The 18157-nt window shown below is 38.4% G+C and carries 25 protein-coding genes; all 25 read left to right on the top strand.

Features of this window, described 5'->3' with window-relative positions; genetic code table 11:
• The first annotated feature begins 6 nt into the window (after positions 1-6).
• The 25 genes from terS to MHB65_RS17885 all read left to right on the top strand — a co-directional run bounded on the left by terS (position 7) and on the right by MHB65_RS17885 (position 18157).
• A complete protein-coding gene (terS, locus tag MHB65_RS18005; protein ID WP_342441251.1) occupies positions 7-795 on the top strand; it encodes a phage terminase small subunit in 789 nt (262 codons plus the stop codon).
• Positions 792-2084 (top strand): PBSX family phage terminase large subunit, encoded by a 1293-nt coding sequence (locus tag MHB65_RS18000; RefSeq protein WP_342441250.1) that lies wholly within the window; start codon positions 792-794, stop codon positions 2082-2084. The genes terS and MHB65_RS18000 overlap by 4 nt, the downstream gene beginning before the upstream one ends.
• Before the next feature lie 8 nt (positions 2085-2092).
• The gene (locus MHB65_RS17995) at positions 2093-3427 is read left to right on the top strand and encodes a phage portal protein (RefSeq protein ID WP_342441249.1); all 1335 of its coding nucleotides are present in this window, start codon (positions 2093-2095) and stop codon (positions 3425-3427) included.
• On the top strand, positions 3420-4208 hold the full coding sequence (locus tag MHB65_RS17990) for a minor capsid protein (RefSeq protein WP_342441248.1): 789 nt from the start codon (positions 3420-3422) through the stop codon (positions 4206-4208). Before MHB65_RS17995 ends, MHB65_RS17990 begins: the two co-directional genes overlap by 8 nt.
• Positions 4209-4344: 136 nt before the next feature.
• The gene (locus MHB65_RS17985) at positions 4345-5424 is read left to right on the top strand and encodes a DUF2213 domain-containing protein (RefSeq protein ID WP_342441247.1); all 1080 of its coding nucleotides are present in this window, start codon (positions 4345-4347) and stop codon (positions 5422-5424) included.
• 12 nt (positions 5425-5436) lie between these two features.
• Entirely contained in the window at positions 5437-5883 is a 447-nt protein-coding gene (locus MHB65_RS17980; protein WP_342441246.1) for a hypothetical protein, read from the top strand.
• Between the two features lie 18 nt (positions 5884-5901).
• Complete coding sequence (locus tag MHB65_RS17975) at positions 5902-6807, top strand: family 1 encapsulin nanocompartment shell protein (RefSeq protein ID WP_342441245.1); 906 nt, start codon at positions 5902-5904, stop codon at positions 6805-6807.
• Between the two features lie 13 nt (positions 6808-6820).
• The gene (locus MHB65_RS17970) at positions 6821-7132 is read left to right on the top strand and encodes a hypothetical protein (RefSeq protein WP_342441244.1); all 312 of its coding nucleotides are present in this window, start codon (positions 6821-6823) and stop codon (positions 7130-7132) included.
• Positions 7133-7143: 11 nt separating this feature from the next.
• Positions 7144-7503, top strand: a complete 360-nt coding sequence (locus MHB65_RS17965; protein ID WP_342441243.1) for a DUF4054 domain-containing protein — start codon at positions 7144-7146, stop codon at positions 7501-7503.
• The gene (locus tag MHB65_RS17960) at positions 7503-7970 is read left to right on the top strand and encodes a hypothetical protein (protein WP_342441242.1); all 468 of its coding nucleotides are present in this window, start codon (positions 7503-7505) and stop codon (positions 7968-7970) included. Before MHB65_RS17965 ends, MHB65_RS17960 begins: the two co-directional genes overlap by 1 nt.
• Positions 7970-8311 (top strand): hypothetical protein, encoded by a 342-nt coding sequence (locus MHB65_RS17955; RefSeq protein ID WP_342441241.1) that lies wholly within the window; start codon positions 7970-7972, stop codon positions 8309-8311. Before MHB65_RS17960 ends, MHB65_RS17955 begins: the two co-directional genes overlap by 1 nt.
• Positions 8308-8790 carry a hypothetical protein gene (locus MHB65_RS17950; RefSeq protein ID WP_342441240.1) on the top strand — a complete coding sequence of 161 codons (483 nt, stop codon included), beginning with the start codon at positions 8308-8310 and terminating at the stop codon, positions 8788-8790. Before MHB65_RS17955 ends, MHB65_RS17950 begins: the two co-directional genes overlap by 4 nt.
• A gap of 4 nt (positions 8791-8794) precedes the next feature.
• Positions 8795-9808, top strand: a complete 1014-nt coding sequence (locus tag MHB65_RS17945; protein WP_342441239.1) for a DUF3383 family protein — start codon at positions 8795-8797, stop codon at positions 9806-9808.
• A 12-nt stretch (positions 9809-9820) separates the two neighbouring features.
• The gene (locus tag MHB65_RS17940; protein ID WP_281114883.1) at positions 9821-10213 is read left to right on the top strand and encodes a phage protein; all 393 of its coding nucleotides are present in this window, start codon (positions 9821-9823) and stop codon (positions 10211-10213) included.
• Positions 10214-10217: 4 nt separating this feature from the next.
• On the top strand, positions 10218-10484 hold the full coding sequence (locus tag MHB65_RS17935) for a hypothetical protein (protein ID WP_342441238.1): 267 nt from the start codon (positions 10218-10220) through the stop codon (positions 10482-10484).
• Between the two features lie 183 nt (positions 10485-10667).
• A complete protein-coding gene (locus MHB65_RS17930) occupies positions 10668-12797 on the top strand; it encodes a hypothetical protein (protein ID WP_342441237.1) in 2130 nt (709 codons plus the stop codon).
• 12 nt (positions 12798-12809) lie between these two features.
• Complete coding sequence (locus MHB65_RS17925; RefSeq protein WP_342441236.1) at positions 12810-13328, top strand: phage baseplate protein; 519 nt, start codon at positions 12810-12812, stop codon at positions 13326-13328.
• Positions 13328-13648, top strand: coding sequence for a hypothetical protein (locus MHB65_RS17920; RefSeq protein ID WP_342441235.1), 321 nt, complete (start codon positions 13328-13330; stop codon positions 13646-13648). The genes MHB65_RS17925 and MHB65_RS17920 overlap by 1 nt, the downstream gene beginning before the upstream one ends.
• Positions 13641-14546: a hypothetical protein gene (locus tag MHB65_RS17915; protein WP_342441234.1), complete on the top strand. Its 906-nt coding sequence runs from the start codon at positions 13641-13643 to the stop codon at positions 14544-14546. Before MHB65_RS17920 ends, MHB65_RS17915 begins: the two co-directional genes overlap by 8 nt.
• A complete protein-coding gene (locus MHB65_RS17910; protein ID WP_342441233.1) occupies positions 14543-15079 on the top strand; it encodes a Gp138 family membrane-puncturing spike protein in 537 nt (178 codons plus the stop codon). Before MHB65_RS17915 ends, MHB65_RS17910 begins: the two co-directional genes overlap by 4 nt.
• Positions 15080-15089: 10 nt before the next feature.
• Positions 15090-15446 carry a hypothetical protein gene (locus tag MHB65_RS17905; RefSeq protein WP_342441232.1) on the top strand — a complete coding sequence of 119 codons (357 nt, stop codon included), beginning with the start codon at positions 15090-15092 and terminating at the stop codon, positions 15444-15446.
• Positions 15424-16599: a baseplate J/gp47 family protein gene (locus MHB65_RS17900; protein WP_342441231.1), complete on the top strand. Its 1176-nt coding sequence runs from the start codon at positions 15424-15426 to the stop codon at positions 16597-16599. The genes MHB65_RS17905 and MHB65_RS17900 overlap by 23 nt, the downstream gene beginning before the upstream one ends.
• Complete coding sequence (locus MHB65_RS17895) at positions 16592-17260, top strand: hypothetical protein (protein ID WP_342441230.1); 669 nt, start codon at positions 16592-16594, stop codon at positions 17258-17260. Before MHB65_RS17900 ends, MHB65_RS17895 begins: the two co-directional genes overlap by 8 nt.
• On the top strand, positions 17257-17565 hold the full coding sequence (locus MHB65_RS17890; protein ID WP_342441229.1) for a hypothetical protein: 309 nt from the start codon (positions 17257-17259) through the stop codon (positions 17563-17565). The genes MHB65_RS17895 and MHB65_RS17890 overlap by 4 nt, the downstream gene beginning before the upstream one ends.
• On the top strand, positions 17558-18157 hold the full coding sequence (locus tag MHB65_RS17885; RefSeq protein ID WP_342441228.1) for a hypothetical protein: 600 nt from the start codon (positions 17558-17560) through the stop codon (positions 18155-18157). The genes MHB65_RS17890 and MHB65_RS17885 overlap by 8 nt, the downstream gene beginning before the upstream one ends.

The raw sequence follows: 18157 nt of genomic DNA, 5'->3' as shown, positions 1-18157 counted from the left end.
TGAGATATGGCTAGAGCGAGAGATCCGAATCGAGATAAAGCATTTGAAATTTATAAAGAACATAACAGTGATATCCCACTTAAAGATATTGCTGTACAACTTGGTAAAGGTGAAGGTACCGTCCGAGGGTGGAAAAATAAAGATAAGTGGGATGAAACATTGAATGGAACGCTCCAATCAAATGAACGGAACGTTCCAAATAAAGTTGGAGCCCCAAAAGGCAATGATAATGCTAAGGGGAATAGAGGTAATCCCAATCCGACACCTAAGTTTCCGAAACGCAACTCAATAGCAGAGAAGCACGGCTTTTTCTCAAAGTTCTTACCAGAAGAAACACTCGAAATCATGGAAGCGATGAACGAGCGTTCTCCAGCCGATTTAATCTGGGACCAAATACAGATACAGTATGCTGCTATCATAAGGGCTCAAAGGATTATGCATGTCGAATCTAAAGACGAAATAATTAAGGAGCTCAAAAAGGCAAAATACGATTACTATCCGCGTTCAAAAGAGGATGGTGGAGGCGTAGAAAAGGCTGTAACAGAAGAAGAGTACGAATTCCAATTCGCATGGGAACGACAGGCGCAACTACTCACTGCTCAATCGAGAGCAATTGGGGAGTTGCGTTCTTCTATTCGTCAGTTCGTGGAGATGGCGGATCAGGATGACGAGCGTCGATTGAAGCTTGAGCAGATGCAATTGTCCATCGATAAAACAAAAGCCGAAATTGAAAAACTTGATAAGAAAGATGACGGACCTATGGAAATTGTCATCAAACGAAAGGGTGAGGATTGATGGAGAAAGAAATTAATCCTCGATTTGACGATTTTCTATTTGATTGGTCAACCAAGTTTCAGTTTCTTGTGGGAGGATACGGTTCCAGTAAGTCGTACCATGTGGCATTAAAACTAATTTTGAAGTTACTGCAAGAGAGACGAACAGCACTAGTTGTACGTGAAGTATATGATACTCATAGAGATTCCACATTTTCTTTGTTAGAGGAAATAGTGATTGATTTAGGCTTGGATGGAAGAGTCAAATGCTTATCATCGCCTATGCAAATTCGTTTCCCTAATGGCTCAAAAATCATCTTTAAAGGGATGGATAAGCCACAAAAGTTAAAGTCGATTAATAACATCTCGATTGTATGGTTGGAAGAATGCTCAGAAATCAAATATGCAGGCTTTAAAGAATTACTTGGCCGTTTACGCCATCCGACTTTAAAACTGCATATGATTCTCTCTACAAACCCAATTGGAACAGATAACTGGTCATATAAACATTTCTTCAAAGATGATTTGAATAAGCGATTAGTTTTAGAAGACGAGCTTCTCTATGAGCAAAAGACAATTATAAAGAACGACACATATTATCATCACTCAACAGCTGATGATAATTTATTTTTGCCTGAAAGTTATATCGCTCAATTAGATGAGTTAAAGGAGTATGACCCAGATCTATACAGGGTAGCTCGTTTAGGACGTTTTGGAGTAAATGGTGTAAAGGTTCTACCACAATTTGAAGTGATGCCACATGACAAAATGATGGAGTTTATCGAGAGTAAGCGACCATTTTTAACGTTTAGAGCTGGTATGGACTTCGGATTTGAGGAATCATACAATGCGCTCATCCGTGTGGCTATCGATAAGCAACATAAGCACTTGTACATCTACTATGAATACTACAAAAACAAAATGACCGATGATAAAACGGCCATAGAAATCGCTGAATTTAAAGAAACGAAAGAACGTATTCGAGCGGATGGTGCAGAACCTAAAACGATTGAGTTTTTTAGACAACAAGGATTTAACATGGTTGCTGCTCAAAAGTTCCAAGGTTCGCGGCTACAGTATACGAAAAAGGTAAAACGATTTAAAAAAATATTTTGTTCTGACAAATGCACAAACACCATTTTCGAATTGCAACCTCTGACGTATAAGAAAAATAAGAACGACGAAATCATTCCGGATGAGTTTAGTATTGACCCACATACTTTAAGTGCCATATGGTACGCGCTCGATGATTACGAAGTATCAGACTTAAAGAATCCAATTGATCGCTATAAAAATTTACTAGGAAGGTAGGTGAGAATATGAAATCCTTAGACCGAGCAAAAGAGTTGAGAAATGACTTCATGCAAGGGAATGGCAAGGCAAATCATAAAGATAAACTGACCAGACAGGTTGCTGGTGTTGGCCGGAAATTATCTCATGATGAAATCACGAACTTATACGGTGATAGCCGCATTGTGCAAAACATCATCGATATACCAGCCGAGGATATGACACGTAATTGGTTCACTTTGAAGATGGAGGATGAAAAATTAGCTCGTAACATTATGAGTAAGCTTGCTGATCTTAAAGCAAAGAAAGCATTTAAAGAAATGTTCACTTATGACCGTCTCCGTGGAGATGGTTTTATTAGTTTAGGGGTAACGCAAGCTAGCACATTTGATTTAAGTGATGAACTACAGATGGATAAATTATATAAAGTCGATTATCTCCATGCGTTCAGCTCCATGAAAGTAAATGAATTTTTGATCAACGAGGATGTATTTGATATTAAATACGGCCAATTAGAGCAGTTACGCATTAATCGAGCATCAAGTCATGGGTTACAGACACAAACAACAGAGTCATCAGTGCATGTCTCTCGCTTGCTCCACAGTCAGACAAGACGATTTGAAGGGGAAGCGCAGGGGCGTTCATTACTTGAGCCGCTGTATGATATTCTGACTGTTTTTGATACGTCTGTATGGTCAGTTGGTCAAATCCTCCATGATTTCACGTTCAAAGTATATAAATCGAAGGATATTGAAAATCTATCGACTCAAGATAAGCAGCAACTGTCTATGATTATGGACTACATGTTTAGAACTGAAGCATTAGCAATGATTGCTGATGGTGAGGAACTGAAGAAAGAAGCAACGTCAGTAGGTGGCATTAACTATCTGCTGGATTTCGTATGGGACCTACTTGCTGGTGCTGCCCGTATGCCAAAAACAGTCATCAAGGGGCAAGAATCAGGCACCATTACTGGTGCTCAATACGATGTGATGAACTATTATTCGCGTATTGTGGCAGACCAAGAGAATGATATGAAACCTCATTTAGAAAAGCTCATTCGTATGTTATTAATGGCAGAAAAGGAGCTCGGAGGACGTATTGACCCTGAATCATTAGAGTGGGAAATACAATTTAACCCTCTTTGGAACGTTGATGCTAAAACAGATGCTGAAATACGTAAGTTAGTTGCTGAAACAGATCAGATTTACTTACTCAATAATATTATTACTGCTGATGAAATCCGTGAGGCTCGTTTTGGTCAATTTGGTTTGTCAGATACTCTTAAATTCAGTGGAGATGAAGCCGATTTGAAGAACCTTGTTGATAAAGTATACAAAGGATATCGTGACCACAATGAGTAAAAAGGTGCCAATAACTCGTTTTCCAGATGCAGCAACCGTTACGTACAGTCGAGATATCCGAAAAATGATTCTTGAGTTGGGAGAGGAAACCCTAAAGCAATTTGAACAGAATGTAGTGCCATTACTAAATGATCAAAGGCAGGACTCTACTGAATACTTAGTTGATGGCATCTTTGACAACCTCAAACGAATGTTTAAAGCATTAGCGAAGAAGGCTTCAAAGTCGTTCAGTGAGCGAAGAAGGCTTTCGGCAGCTAAAAAGTTTGTAAATAACGTTAATCGGTTTAATAGACATAACATTGCTAATCAACTTGCTGTAAGAGGGATTGATCTAGCGCAACGAGAACCTTGGTTAGAGACATTCCTTGTCAATAAAATCAAAGACAATGTGACCTACATCAAGAATATTGAGGATGATTACCGAAACGAGGTTGAGAATGTCGTTCGAAAAGGCGTTCAGGAAGGGCAATCTATCAAACAGATACGTGAGTCCATTCAAGAACGAGTAGAGGTCGCTGAAGGTAGAGCTGAATTTATTGCTGTGGACCAAGCAGGTTCTATACTAGGGCAAATGACAGCTGAGCGCCATCAGAATATAGGGATTGAACGGTTTGAGTGGTATGATTCGGCTGACGAGCGTGTACGAGATACACATAAAAGGCTCAGTGGTAATGTGTTTTCTTACGATGACCCACCAGACGTGAACGGTAGAAAGGTTTTACCTGGCGAGGATTATCGCTGTAGGTGTGTTGCGATTCCTGTATTTGATGATGAAGATTAATAAAAAGGAGTGATTGATAATGAAGGGCTACACTGAAATTCCAAATGCTGTGCTTGTAATTTGGATTATTTTATCAATCATAGCTTCAATAATGATTGGCATGTAATTATACATTCTATAGGGAGGAGGTGAAACATTGAAACTACAACGCTATGACACATCTTATATAAAAGACTACATGGAAACACCAGAAGGGTATTTAACGGTCAATGTACCAATTACTCGTCCTGGTGTTTTTCCATATCAACGGCAAGATGGCACAGTCCAAATGGAGGCAAAACTGCCTGATGAAATCTTTAGCGACCGCACTATTCGTTCAGCGCGTTCTAAACCAGTAACAGATGGCCATCCAAATGAGCCAGTAACAATTGATAACTATCAAGCCTATGCAAAAGGTATGAGTCATACAGATTCGCGTGTAGAGGACTTCAAACTCTATATTTCATTGACCGTAACAGACAAAACTCTCATTGAGAAAATTCATGAGGGGTACAACGAAATTAGTATTGGTTTCTTATCGGATGTTGTTGCAGAAAGTGGAACATATAACGGTGATCAGTACGAATATGTACAACGGAATGTTGAAATCAATCACATCGCTATCGTAGAAAAGGGTCGTGCAGGTCCCGAGGTTGCTATTCGTGCAGATTCAGATGCATGGCAAGTAAATGATGATAAAAAGGGAGGGCATAACATGCCAGTATATAAAATTGACGGAAAAGATTTTGAAGTAGATTCAGCTGTAAAATCTCACATCGAGAAATTACAGGCACAACTTGAAACAGCTCAAACGAAAGCAGGTACAGTAGATGCTTTACAAGGTCGTTACGATGCACTTGAAACAAAGCTTAAAAAGACTGAGAAAGACCTTGAGGATGAAAAGGCAAAGCAGGTATCAGCAGACGAATTAGATAAACATGTTGAGGCACGTGTGCAGTTAATTGGCGCTGCTAAACCACTTTTAGGTGATTCATTCGACTTCACAGGTAAAACAGATCGTGAAATTAAAGAAGCAGTTATTTCTACAACTAAACAGGACTTTAAGGGCGATGGTAAATCAGACGATTATATCAACGCCTTTTTTGATGCGACTGTGGAGCAAGTGCAATCAAATGGTTTCTCTAGCACAGGGGCCAATAGCGCTTACACTGGCGATGCTGGCGGAAATAAAGATTTAGAAGAACTAAAAAATAAACGCTTAAACATGCGTTCGTAGGAGGACATACACATGCCTATTACAAATTACCCTGATTACATGCAGCCAGCGGGTAAAGCTGGTCAATTATCTAGTTATCAAGATTACTTAGCGGATACTTACCCAGTAGAATCAAAGGTTCCTTTTGGTGCAGCAGTGCAACTTAATTCAACAGGAACAGCGATTAAACCAATCGCAACAGGCGGCACAGTTATCGGTATCGCTTTAGCTCAAAATATCCACGATTACGTAGAGAAGAAAGACGACCAGAACTATCCAGTTGGTGAACCTGCAGCGATTGTTAAACGTGGTCGTATTTTTGTAGTTGCTGGTGGTGACGTTATCAACGGCCAAGCTGTGAAAGTAGATCCTGCTACTCAAAAGTTTACTGTAGATGGTTCTGTCGAAGTGAAAAATGCAGTATTTAAAGCCAATGCTTCAGCAGATCAATTAGTAGAAATCGAAATTAACTTACCTTAATTAAGGAGGAAACTATATATGACAATTCAAGCTTATCGCGGAGATGCTTTAATCCGCCCACAAGACTTAAATGCAATTGACAAACGCATTTATGAGCCACACGCTTCGGAATTAAAAGCACGCTCAATTTTTGCATTAAAAACCGATATTCCAGTAGGAGCAGAAACTTACAGTTATGATGTAATGACTCGTTCGGGTGTAGCAAAAATCCTAGCTCCTGGAGCTACAGATGTGCCACTAGTTGATGCTGACTTAGAACGTCATACAGTAAATGTTTATTCAATTGCTGCAGCATTCAATATTTCTGTACAAGAAGTACGACAAGCGCAGATGTCTGGCAAAGGGATTGATGTAACAAAAGCTGATACAGTACGAAAAGCCATTGCTGAAAAGGAAAACCAAATTGCATTCTCTGGTGAAGCGAAATACAAAATCAAAGGCTTAACTGATGCAGTTGGTATTCAAGTGTATGCTACGCCAAATAATGAGGCTGGTACTTCTACAAAATGGAAAGACAAGTCAGGTAAAGAAATCGTTGCTGACATTCGTAAAGCTAAAAATATGATCAATAAATTGAACGGTCATGAAGCTGATACGCTGTTATTGACACCTGACTCATTTGAGGAGCTTGAAAAAACATTCAACGAGTTCACACAACAGTCAGTGTTGGAGTACATTAAATCTCAAAATTGGTTTAAGCGAATTGAAACAGTAAATGATCTAGCGAAAAAAGGTTTAGCAGGTTCTGAATGTTTTGTGGTCCTTGATTCGTCACCGTCAGTAGTGGAGCTTGGTATTCCTATGGATGTTACACGTCATCCACAAGAATATGCATTCCCGAATACAAAAGTGCCGTTTGAAGAACGTACAACAGGCTTAATTATTCGTTATCCGATGGCTATTTGCCGTGCGGATGGAATTTAAGGGGGAATGATTGATGTTAGTGCAGAATAAAGGAAATCATTCGTACACAGCCAATGATTTAACTCTTAATCCAGGTACAAATAAAGTGGATGAGAAGGACTTTGAACGTTTTCTAACTCATCCACTGATGAAACACCTTAATGAAAAAGGTGAATTTGTCTATGACAGTGACAAAGCGAGACCATCAGCAAAGGATGCAATCGCAATGATAGAAGATGCTTTCGATATTGATATGTTAGAGTCCCTGAAAGCTGAAGAAGATCGTAAAACAGTACTGGATGCCATCAATAAACGCATTGAAGAATTGAAAAATCCCGAAAAATAGGAGGGATTCACATGTTATTAACGTCATTAGAGCGCATTCGTATGCTTAGTGATGAATTTACTTCTATTTCAGATGACCGATTAACAATGTACATTGAGGATGCTTCCTTAGAAGTGTCCTCTTTGCCTGTCCCAGAGTTATATCAAGAGCGATTAGCACGTTATTTGGCTGCTCATTTAGCTATTTTAAGTGTAGCCAAGGACCAATCAGTAATCCGTGAGAAAGTTGACGTAATTGAGCGTCAATACAGCGATCCGAACAAAAATATCGGTTTGTTAGGGACGAAATATGGTCAAGAATATCAACGAATTATGGATGAGTTGGCTGATCAATTAAAACCAAAGAAATCAATTAATTTGGTGGTGTTGTAATGGGTGTGCGGATAAGGATAAGTGGTACTAATCGAATCCCACAATTAGTACAATCTATACGAGAGCTCAGGAACTTTGAAATAGAAGTCGGTATTTTTGGGAGTGATGACTCTTTTTATGCCATGATTGCAACTGTACATGAGTTTGGTATAACCATTCGTAAAGAAAGAGGGTCCATAGTGATTCCTGAACGTTCTTTTTTGAGGTCCACATTTGATGAAAAGAATGATGAATGGATTAAGTTTGTAAAGAAACAACTACCTAAATTATTGGACGGACAAATGAGCGCTCGTACAATTTGTGAACGATTAGGGGCAAAGATGGTAGGGGATATTCAAAGGAAACTCACACAATTAGATGATCCGCCTAACGCTCCGTCAACAATTGCTCAAAAAGGGTCTAGTAATCCATTGATTGACAAAGGTGGCTTACGTCAAAGAATTACGTATAAGGTGGTGACTCGATAATGCCAGAAAAAATGTTATTTGCATCCGTTATTCATGATCAAGGAGTACCGTTTATTGCTCATTTAATGGGCAGTGGTAGTTATATTGATGGTGAATGGGTAAATGGCGTAGTAATTCCAACTGAATTGACTGGCATCATCCTACCTCTTAGTAATGATGATTTAAAATATGATGAAAACGGCACTTATACTGTGAAAGAAAAGAAACTACTAGTTGTAGATCAAATACCTGAAGGCACAAAGGTTGAGTACAATGATCAAAAATACACTGTACAAGCCTTCAAAGACTTTTCGGAGTATACAGACGTAAACATCTACATCATGAGGTGGCGAGAGAAATGAATTTAGCTAAATTGATTCGTAAACAGCTTGCTGAAGATACTGCATTAACAATTATTCGAGCTGATCAAACAGGTGATGTGCCAAAATTACCTTATGCCACTTATAAAGTAATCGGTGACCGAAAAGGTGTAGGGCAAGAAGATGTATCACAAGTTAGTAAGCCTAATACTTTATCAGAAACACGAGTACAAGAACGCAATGCAACTATATCTTTTAATACTTATGGAACTTCGCATGATAACGCTTTTGAAGTAGCTACACAGCTTCGTAAGTGGTTTGAGTGGCGAGGTTCTTTATTTTTAGATGAAATCAATGTTGCCATTGTAAATATTACTGATGTAACTAACCGTACAACTTTTTTGTTAGATTCTTATGATGAAAAGTGGGGATTTGATGTAATCATTCGTTATCTAGAGATTGATGAACACGAAATAGATTACTTCGACAAAGTGGAAGTAGAAATGAAATTAGGAAGGTGATTAAATGCGCTATGTTGACGTGCAAATATCAAGAGAGACAAAGCCAATTTCCGAAAAAGGTTTTGGCTTACCTTTGTTACTAGCAACAAGTAAAGAACTAGAATACAAAGAATATACAGGCATTGAGGATGTAGCAGCTGATTTTGATGAAAGTACAAAAGAATATAAGTTGCTCTCTCGTATGTTTGGTCAAACATTAAGACCAGCAGAAATAGCAGTACATGGTTTTGTTTATGCAAGCGATGCAACCACACTAACATCAAAATTGAATGATTTAATCAAAACGCATAATGATTTTTATTATGTTGTATGTACTGAGCAAGGTGATGAAGAAATAACAGCACTAGCGGAATGGACTAACACCCAAGATAAGCTATATGGTGTCACAACATCAAATATTGAGCTGGCAGAGACACTAAAAGGGAAGTACGATAACACATTTATTCTTGTGCATGATCAACCAGAAACGTATGTAGCAGAGGGGTTAATTGGGGCGTGTGCACCAAAGAAAATCGGCGCGTATACATGGACATTTAAAAATGTACAAGGTGTGCCAGCTGTAAAGTATGACAATACAATGATTAATCGTATTCATGAGGCAAATGCATCTACCTACATCAATGAGGCAGGCCTCTTAATAAATTCCAAAGGCGTTGCGACAAGTGGAGAGTACATTGATGTAATTCAGGCCACGCACTATTTAAAAGCACGTATTGCCGAAAGTGTATTCAGATTGCTTGCGTTAAGAGATAAAGTGCCTGGTACTGATACTGGTATTGGTTTAGTTGTTGCAGAAGTGGAGGGTGTATTGGCTTCTACAGTAGAAAATACAACAACTGGTGAAGGTATTATCGCTCGCGATGATGCTGGTAACCCAATGTACACAATTACATTCCCTAGGAGAAAAGATATTCCAAAAAACACCCTAGCACAGCGTATTTTGCCAGATATCCAATGGACTGCAACTATTGCAGGCGCATTCGAAAAGGTGCAAATTCGTGGCGTACTAACGGTTTAAGGAGGGGTTTAAATGGCTGAAACTTTTAATTTTAAAGACACAGTTGCGATTGTCGGCGGCATAATCCTTACTGGATTTATGGATGGCACGCCAATCGAGGCTGAGAAGAACGAAGATACATTTAGTCAACATGTAGGTGCCGATGGTTCTGTTACTTACAACGAATCAGCCGACGAAACAGGGACGTTTACGTTTACTTTAAAACAAGATTCTAGTGTCGTACCAATGTTAGACGCGTTGTTGAAATCGAAGGAATCATTTAACGTTTCACTCAATGATGCAAAACGAAAGAAACGTGTGAGTGGTTTGGATTGTCGTTTTTCTAAGAATCCAAACTTCTCGCGTGGAGCCGAAGTTGAAGGTGTTGAATACACAATTCTAGCAGCACAATATAAGGAGGATTAATTACATGACTTTTAAACCAAAAACAAAAGAATTTACGTCAACAGCAGGTAATGAATACACATTCCAAAATGTACCCAATTCCAAGCAAGCAGAAATTATCGATATTGGTACAGGGCTACAAGGGAAAATTCTTAATTCAAGAATGATGCCACAAATGTTAGAACATGTAGTCGTTGTACCAAGTGGTTTAAAAATGGATGAATTTGAAACGTGGGAAGAGTTAGAGGAGGTCACTACCGCAGCCTTCAACTTTCTTCGAACAGGACAGTAATAAATTAAAAAACATTTCAGGGGTGCAAAGCATCCCTTCTTTTTATGAAAAAGCAGCAGGTGAAAAGTGGTGGAAATATACTATCGGATATCACTACAAAATTAATCCGCATTCAGTGGAACAGTGGGATAACGATACCATTTTAGAAACACTCGCATCCTTAAAAATGTTAGGGGTGATTAAATGACCAGTGCTAGCATGCGTGATATGTATGTAGGTATCTATTTTAGGGACGAAGCAACAACAACTTTACAACATTTGAATCAGGTCATGGATAACATTGAAGATGAAATAGTCAATGTTGGTCAAGGATTAACTCATACGACACAGGGCTTTAACCATTTTGGTCATGCAGGTATATCAGCTTCACAAAACGTTGCACACGGATTAAATAACGCCGAAACAGAAGCTGGGCAATTAAATCAAGAAGTTCAACACGTCAGTAAAACATTAAATGGTTTTAAATCAATGATGCGTGGTCTTGCAGGGATAGTTGCTGGTGTATTTGCTGTTAATAAGGTGAAAGAGTTTGGTTTAAGTGCTATTGAGTCAGCGGCCGGATTCCAAGCTATGAATGCGCAATTTGAACAGGTATTTACAGGCATGCAATCTACAGCAGATGAAAATTTAAACAAAATTGCAAAACAAACAGGTATGTTGCCAGAACGGTTAAAAGGTAGCTTCACGCAAATAGCCGCATTTGCTAAAACAACTGGAGCAGATACTGCAGATGCTTTGTCTTTGACGGAACGAGCTACTTTAGCTGCTGCAGATGGTGCCGCATTTTATGATCGATCAATTGAAGAAGTAATTGAAAACATGCAGTCCTTTTTAAAAGGTAACTTCGAAAATGATGCAGCGCTAGGTATTTCAGCTACAGAAACAACACGTAATGCTAAAGCTAATGAACTCTATGGTAAATCGTTCATTAAATTGAATGAATCTCAAAAGCAATTAACCTTAATGGCAATGGTTGAAGATGGAAACAAGTTGTCTGGAGCACTAGGGCAAGCATCTCGTGAAGCCGATGCATATGAAAATCAGCTAGGTAACTTAAAACAGTCATGGACTAATATCAAAGGGAAAATTGGTGGTCCATTATTAGAACCGTTCGTACTGTCAATGAAATCGGCATCACGATGGATGGAAAACTTAGATACTGACAAGTTGGTCAATAAAATCGATCGTGTAGTTTCTTTCGCAGGGACGGCCAAGGATACCTTCATGTCATTAGTGAATGATACAGGAAATGTATCTAACTTGTGGCAAAACTTCGGTATTTCAAAAGATGCAAGTGATGAAATTGCTTCATTTGCTAATACAATGCGTAGCACTGTTGTAGTAGGAATTGGTGCAGCAAGTACAGCTTTTGGAGGATTTAAAAACGGTATCAGCTGGATGATTGATAATAAAGAATTAGTTATAGCTACAACAGCAGGGATTGCAGGTGCATTCGCAACATTTAAAGTAATTTCTACAGTCAATACTCTAATGACAGCATATCAAGCTAGTACATTCGCATCTACAGTAGCAACACAAGGGTTTAATGCTGCTTTAAGGGCTAATCCGATCGGTATGGTCGTTACTGGTGTTGGTTTACTTATTGCAGGTGGAGTAGCATTATATCAAAATTGGGATACCGTTAAAACAAAGGCTATACAACTATGGCAAGTTATTGATAATAACCCTATCCTCTCTTTTTTAACTGGACCAATAGGAATGTTAATTAAGGCAGGCGTTACGATATATCAAAATTGGGATACTATCACCAATAACTTCAATAGATTTAAAAATGCAATCACCAATTTCAAATTACCAGGGTGGGTTACATCCATTGGAAGTACAATAGGCAAAGCAGCAGGTGCAGTTGGTAACTTTATCAGTGGTTCCCATGCTACAGGTCTTGAAAACGTACCTTACGATGGATACGTGGCCGAACTGCATAAAAACGAGGCTGTTTTAACTGCCCAACAATCCAATACACTACGTTCGATGGGGATACTTTCATCTAATAGTGATGGCACACCAGCTATTGATATGTCAGCAGGAATAAGGTCTACCAACAGTGACAATCAAAATACTAACGGCTTAGTGTCCAGTAATTCCAGTATACCTAACGCTGAAGGTCCTTCTTTAGAATCTAGTATGATACCTACAGCACAAGGTCATCAAATCAATATCGATATGCCAATTCAAATAAATGCATCTTCAGATAAAATCAATGAGATTGCTCGATTAATTAAAGAAAAAGTGCCTCCGATTGTACGAGAAGTCATTTCAGATATCATAGATACAGAATTTCAGGCTACTTAGGTGGTGATAGGAATGCCGTACATTAAAGATGTATTAATCGATGTCATAACAAAGGTGTCAATGCCTGAGTCCTCTACTACAACTGACCATGCGCTTGAAGATGGCGAGCAGATAACTGACCATGTGAAAAGTAATCCTATCACCATTTCCTTAACAGGTGTAATTCTTGATGAGACTGAGGCAAAAGTGCTGAAACTTCGAGAATACCGAGAAAAGGGTGTAATAATTGATTTTGATTACATGACAAAGTTAAATCACATGGTTATAACTGACTTCAGCCGTGATTATGAAGCTAGAGTAAAAGATGGCTATGCCTTTACGATGACGCTCAAACAAATAAAAGTAGGTAAGGTTGCTAAGTTTGTTAGTGTATCTATCCCAGTTAAAAAACAGACAAAGGCTGTTACTAAAAAGGGTCGACAACAAACGAAAAAGACACCTACTACAACAGCAAAAACCACTAAAGAAAAATACACAACACCACCTAAAAGTTCATCAGGTGGTTGGGCAGGAATGGAGGGGCGTAAGTAATGGATGAATATATTGACATCGATAAAAATGAGATACCATATTCCTTTGAAATAGAGCTTGGAGGAGAAGTGTTTGAAATTGAAGTTAATTACAATCAAGCGCATGACTTTTTCACTGTAGATTTATTCAAAGATGGTGGTGTTTTAGTTATTGGAGAAAAACTAATCCTTAACCGCCCATTATTCAGAAACCGTGTAAACATTGACTTGCCAAAAGTACAAATAATTCCTAAAGACCGAGCTAATTCAGCTACTCGTATTACCTACGAAAACCTGAACGAGACGGTCTTTTTATATGTGGTAGGTGAATCAGATGAGTAATTTATTCATGCGTAAAACTACTTTTTTAGTGAGTAACCGAGAAATTACGGATCCACTCACAATTAAATTTAGCGTGCCATTCGGTGACAATGAAAAAGTAGATACGATTGATATTCAAGTTTATAACCTCAAGGATGAAACTATTAATTCTATTTCTATAAATCAAGCTGTTATTTTAAGTGCTGGCTATATTGATGATAATGGAGTGATTTTTAGCGGTTCACTAAAGAAAAAAGAAACGAAGTGGGAAGGGCTAGATAAGATCACAACATTCAAATGCATTGATTGCAGTTTGGACTATTCAAATGGTGTTGTGAAACGAACGTATGGACGAAATACTCACGCATCACTCATATTGCGCGAATTAGCCCGTGATGCAGGACTTGCCATCGGGGATATAGATTTACCAGTCGATTTTGTATATCGTTCAGGTAAAGTACTCAATGGCAAAATTAAATTTCAAATTGCTGAAATTGCGAAGGATTGCAAAGCAAAACAGTATGTAAATAAAAATCGGCTTTATGTACGTGACCAAGCTAAAGGCAACAATATCGGGCTTGATATATCGAAAGAAACAGGATTAATCGATGATCCAGAAGAAGTTGAAGAAGAAGTAAAGGAAGTAAAGGCCGAGAAAAAAGTTGAGAAAAAAAGTGAAAGGAAGAATGGAAAAACAGATAAAAAAAGCGAGGAAAAAAAGTCCATATCCAAGCCTGCTAAGAAAAAGCTTAAAGGCTACAAAATTAAGATGTTGTTAAATCATAAAGTCACAACAGATGTCATTATTAAACTAACGTCCAGAAATGTTAGCGGACTGTTTCGGGTATCAAAAGGTGAGCATAAAGGGGATACGTCAGGAACAGAATACTACACAGAATGCGAGGTGGTGCCATTATGACAACATCTATTAGTCAGTTTGTAGGGAATTCTATTGAAGAAAGTTTGATGAACATGAATACTTGTTTGATCTGTGAAATACTTGAAATTGATATGAATCTTTTTAGGGCGGATGTTCTTCCAAAGAATGATCCAGAAGCTACGCCTATATTGGATGTACCGATAGCATTCCATCAAACAGATCAATTTGTAATCCAAATACCTTACAAGAAAGGCAATCTAGTACTTGTGGTTTGTTCCCAAGCTGATATAGACCCACTATTGTTTGGTGGTGGTGAGGCTGCTAGTCGTTCATTTAGTGCTAATGATGCCCTAATAGTTGGTGGTATTAACCTTTTTACGTCTCCAATTCAAAATGAACATCCTGATGATGTGGTTATTGGGACTAAGGATTTCCAAACAAAAATCGTATTAAAAGATGATGGAGAAATCATGGTGAAATCATCCAAATTTAAAGTTGAAGCCGATGATATAGAATTTACAGCTGGCAATATTACTGCAAATGGTAAGGATTTAACTGCAGCTTCAGTGTAGGAGGTAGGTTATGCACACACTTAAATATGACGATGATGGTGATTGGGTGCTAAATGAGCTTGTGCATGGTGATGACCAACTTATTCAAAATTTAAAACATTTGTTGCGTACACGAGTAGGTGAATGGATGTTTGATGATAATCATGGTTTCCGTAGATCAGTGATTGAACAAAAGTTGCCAAACAAAAAACAAATCGTACAAGCTATGCATGATTGTTTGTATCAAGAGCCACGTATAGCTGAAGTAATGTATGTAGAATACGATTTTAATAGAATTAAACGCCATCTAACTATTTATTTTAAAGCACGTACAACAGCAGGTAGTGAAATAGGGGGTGAAGCTGTTGTTAACCAGATTTGGGTTTAAACGCAAACGAACTGTTGATTATTTACCTGAAATCCAAGAGATGGCCCGTGAATTATTTGGCGATGATGCTGATCTATCAGACAATACGCCATTAGGTAAATTCATCCACTTACAAGCCCAACAAAGGGCGGAAGATAATGAGGAGCTTGAACATGTCTATAATTCTCGCTTTGTTGATACAAGTGAAGGAGCATCTTTAGAAGCAAATGTTATACGTGTAATCACACGCAAACGTTGGATTAAAGCCACTGGTGAGGTCATCGTCAATTTAGACAAAGGTGCCAAAATAAATATAGATGATTTATTTAGAACACGATATAACGTATATTTTAAAGCATTAGAGGCTGTTGATGCCGTAGAAGATGGAAATTATCGTATACCTGTCGAAGCCCTTGAATATGGAGCTATCGGCAATGTAGAGCCTCATGACATATCAATCATTGTAAATCCGCAGAGTGGCATCAATTCGGTAACGAATCCAGATGCTTTTTTTAATGGTCAAGATGAGGAATCGGATGAAGAATTGCAGGACCGTTATTATGAATCCTTAGGGAAATTAGGCTCTAGACGTATTGAGTCAATCGAAGCGAATGTTCTAGACGATGTGCCTGGTGTACGTGCTGCTATTGTAATTGAAAATGACACAAATGTTGAAGATGCAGATGGTCGGCCTCCAAATTCGTTCGAAACGGTGGTATTAGGTGGCCTAGACGAAGACATTGCAATGGCTATCTTCAGAAAAAAAGGTGGCGGTATTCGTGCTTATGGCTCTACAGTCTTCACTTATACTGACAATAGAGGTATAGTGCATGAAATCGGCTTTACACGCGCTACAACCGTCCCTGTTTTCGTCAAGATATTTATCAAAAAAGGTAAACAATATCCGTTGAATGGGGATGATTTGGCTATTGCTCAAGTAATTAAATATGTTGGCGGTACATACAATGGGACTCTTTATTTTGGTGTAGGCATGAGTACCGATGTTGTTTGTACTAAAGCAGAAGCCCGTGTTTTATCCATTGATGGCGTTGATGATGTTCGTGTGGAGTTTTCTATTGATGGTGACATTTATGAACCTCAGAACGTCCTTATTGCCTTTCCAGAAGTGGCCGAAACAGATGAATCAAAAATCGAGGTGTTGCCTCTTGAATAATCAACGATTGCAAATACTATTAGATCGTATGCCTCAGCAATTCTCACAAAAGGAGGATAGTAATAACTATAAACTACTTAAAATTATTGCTGAAAATAGCGTAGAAAACCTTTCTATCCAGCAAACTATTTTAAAGTATTGGGACGTGGATCGGTCAGAAGGTTACGGATTAGACCGATTAGGTAAAGACGAGGGTATTTCTCGTGGTAGTTGGGATGATGCAGAATATCGCAAAATGATAAAAATTCAATGCATCCTTAATCTTTCGGAGGGTGACATTGAAACAATGAACCAAATCATGGATGCCTATATGGGCCACGATTTTATTGGTTTTGAGGAAGGTTGGCGAGAGTTTGAGCCAGCAACATTGTTACTTAATGTCCGTTCATCAGCTAAAAGCATCCCAGATGAATTAGTTAAAAGAATCAAGACTGCAGGTGTTGGCATTTATATTTTTTTAAATGAGTTAAATGAATTCTTGATACTACACGCCGGTACTTATGCATGGCAAATAAATCATAAAATTTGTGGTCGTTTTAAAACAGCTAAAACCCACGGCGCATTAGGCAATGAAATATTAAGTGTTTCGAATAATACTTATGGTTTCATTATGAACAATCGGATTTGTGGAAGATTTAGAGCAGGAGGTGTGAGGAATTGAATGAAATACAACCGTTAATGATAGATTTAACGCAGCAATTTTTAAGTAATCTTGTAGCAGGAGCCAAGGTGACTATTGATGGAGTGGTGTATGACAAAGAAATCTATAATACTAGCACAAAGTATGGACTAAGAAAGTATGTGAAATTGTCTTTAGAAAAAGGCTTAGTTACACGTGCTGCTTTAGTCGATAGTTATGGGCGTGAATTGTACGTTAAAACAATGAATTATCAAAAGAGTTCACAGGGGTATGTTATCGCATTTCCTCTACAACTGGAAGCGAAGGAAGTGAGAGTAAGTGAATAATCTAATGAATGGCGAGATACCTTTAAAATTCAAAAAAAATCCTTATGAACGTACACAATGGCATGATGATGCTACAGACCCTGTGACAGGTGAAGTTATTGATGATGGCACACCATTCATGTCAGAATTTGCGAATAATTTTGAGTGGGGAATCTACAACGCTTATCGAGTTTTGATAGAACACGCTCGTCAAATGCAACGTTTACAAGTTCAACTTGAGCTAGATGGCCGTGTTCCTGGGAATTCTGGGACATTTGCAGATACATTGGATGGCAGCTCAAATAAAATCAGCTTAGATAAAGCATTAACGGATATTATCGAAGCTGTCGAAATAGGTACAACTATTTTAAAAGTGGCCAACATAGAAGGTTTTACATCATTTACGCAGGTTACGATTTTTGATGATGTAGCGAGCGAGGACGTTATAATCACAGCAATTGGTGCAGATACAATCACAGTACAAGCTCTTAAAAATGCGTACAAAAAAGGCGCTAAAGTGGCTCGTAGTAATGTGGCGATCGATACCATAAATGCTGAAATGGGCGTTGGCAAGTGGCAAACATTTAATGTCGAACTAATGGAGGTGGTATAG

Source organism: Lysinibacillus sp. FSL K6-0075 (assembly GCF_038592945.1).
Lineage (GTDB): Bacteria > Bacillota > Bacilli > Bacillales_A > Planococcaceae > Lysinibacillus > Lysinibacillus fusiformis_F.
The sequence above is the reverse complement of the archived record's forward strand: the minus strand, read 5'-3'. Positions and strand labels throughout refer to the sequence as shown.

Excerpts from the sequence above, each read along its gene's own strand:
- MHB65_RS17915 (WP_342441234.1), top strand. The coding sequence starts at position 13,641 with ATGAGTAATTTATTCATGCGTAAAACTACTTTTTTAGTGAGTAACCGA.
- MHB65_RS17910 (WP_342441233.1), top strand. The coding sequence starts at position 14,543 with ATGACAACATCTATTAGTCAGTTTGTAGGGAATTCTATTGAAGAAAGT.
- MHB65_RS17980 (WP_342441246.1), top strand. The coding sequence starts at position 5,437 with ATGCCTATTACAAATTACCCTGATTACATGCAGCCAGCGGGTAAAGCT.
- MHB65_RS17995 (WP_342441249.1), top strand. The coding sequence starts at position 2,093 with ATGAAATCCTTAGACCGAGCAAAAGAGTTGAGAAATGACTTCATGCAA.
- MHB65_RS17925 (WP_342441236.1), top strand. The coding sequence starts at position 12,810 with ATGCCGTACATTAAAGATGTATTAATCGATGTCATAACAAAGGTGTCA.
- terS (WP_342441251.1), top strand. The coding sequence starts at position 7 with ATGGCTAGAGCGAGAGATCCGAATCGAGATAAAGCATTTGAAATTTAT.
- MHB65_RS17930 (WP_342441237.1), top strand. The coding sequence starts at position 10,668 with ATGACCAGTGCTAGCATGCGTGATATGTATGTAGGTATCTATTTTAGG.
- MHB65_RS17950 (WP_342441240.1), top strand. The coding sequence starts at position 8,308 with ATGAATTTAGCTAAATTGATTCGTAAACAGCTTGCTGAAGATACTGCA.
- MHB65_RS17965 (WP_342441243.1), top strand. The coding sequence starts at position 7,144 with ATGTTATTAACGTCATTAGAGCGCATTCGTATGCTTAGTGATGAATTT.
- MHB65_RS17935 (WP_342441238.1), top strand. The coding sequence starts at position 10,218 with ATGACTTTTAAACCAAAAACAAAAGAATTTACGTCAACAGCAGGTAAT.
- MHB65_RS17905 (WP_342441232.1), top strand. The coding sequence starts at position 15,090 with ATGCACACACTTAAATATGACGATGATGGTGATTGGGTGCTAAATGAG.
- MHB65_RS17920 (WP_342441235.1), top strand. The coding sequence starts at position 13,328 with ATGGATGAATATATTGACATCGATAAAAATGAGATACCATATTCCTTT.
- MHB65_RS17960 (WP_342441242.1), top strand. The coding sequence starts at position 7,503 with ATGGGTGTGCGGATAAGGATAAGTGGTACTAATCGAATCCCACAATTA.
- MHB65_RS17970 (WP_342441244.1), top strand. The coding sequence starts at position 6,821 with ATGTTAGTGCAGAATAAAGGAAATCATTCGTACACAGCCAATGATTTA.
- MHB65_RS17940 (WP_281114883.1), top strand. The coding sequence starts at position 9,821 with ATGGCTGAAACTTTTAATTTTAAAGACACAGTTGCGATTGTCGGCGGC.
- MHB65_RS17975 (WP_342441245.1), top strand. The coding sequence starts at position 5,902 with ATGACAATTCAAGCTTATCGCGGAGATGCTTTAATCCGCCCACAAGAC.
- MHB65_RS17990 (WP_342441248.1), top strand. The coding sequence starts at position 3,420 with ATGAGTAAAAAGGTGCCAATAACTCGTTTTCCAGATGCAGCAACCGTT.
- MHB65_RS17945 (WP_342441239.1), top strand. The coding sequence starts at position 8,795 with ATGCGCTATGTTGACGTGCAAATATCAAGAGAGACAAAGCCAATTTCC.
- MHB65_RS17955 (WP_342441241.1), top strand. The coding sequence starts at position 7,970 with ATGCCAGAAAAAATGTTATTTGCATCCGTTATTCATGATCAAGGAGTA.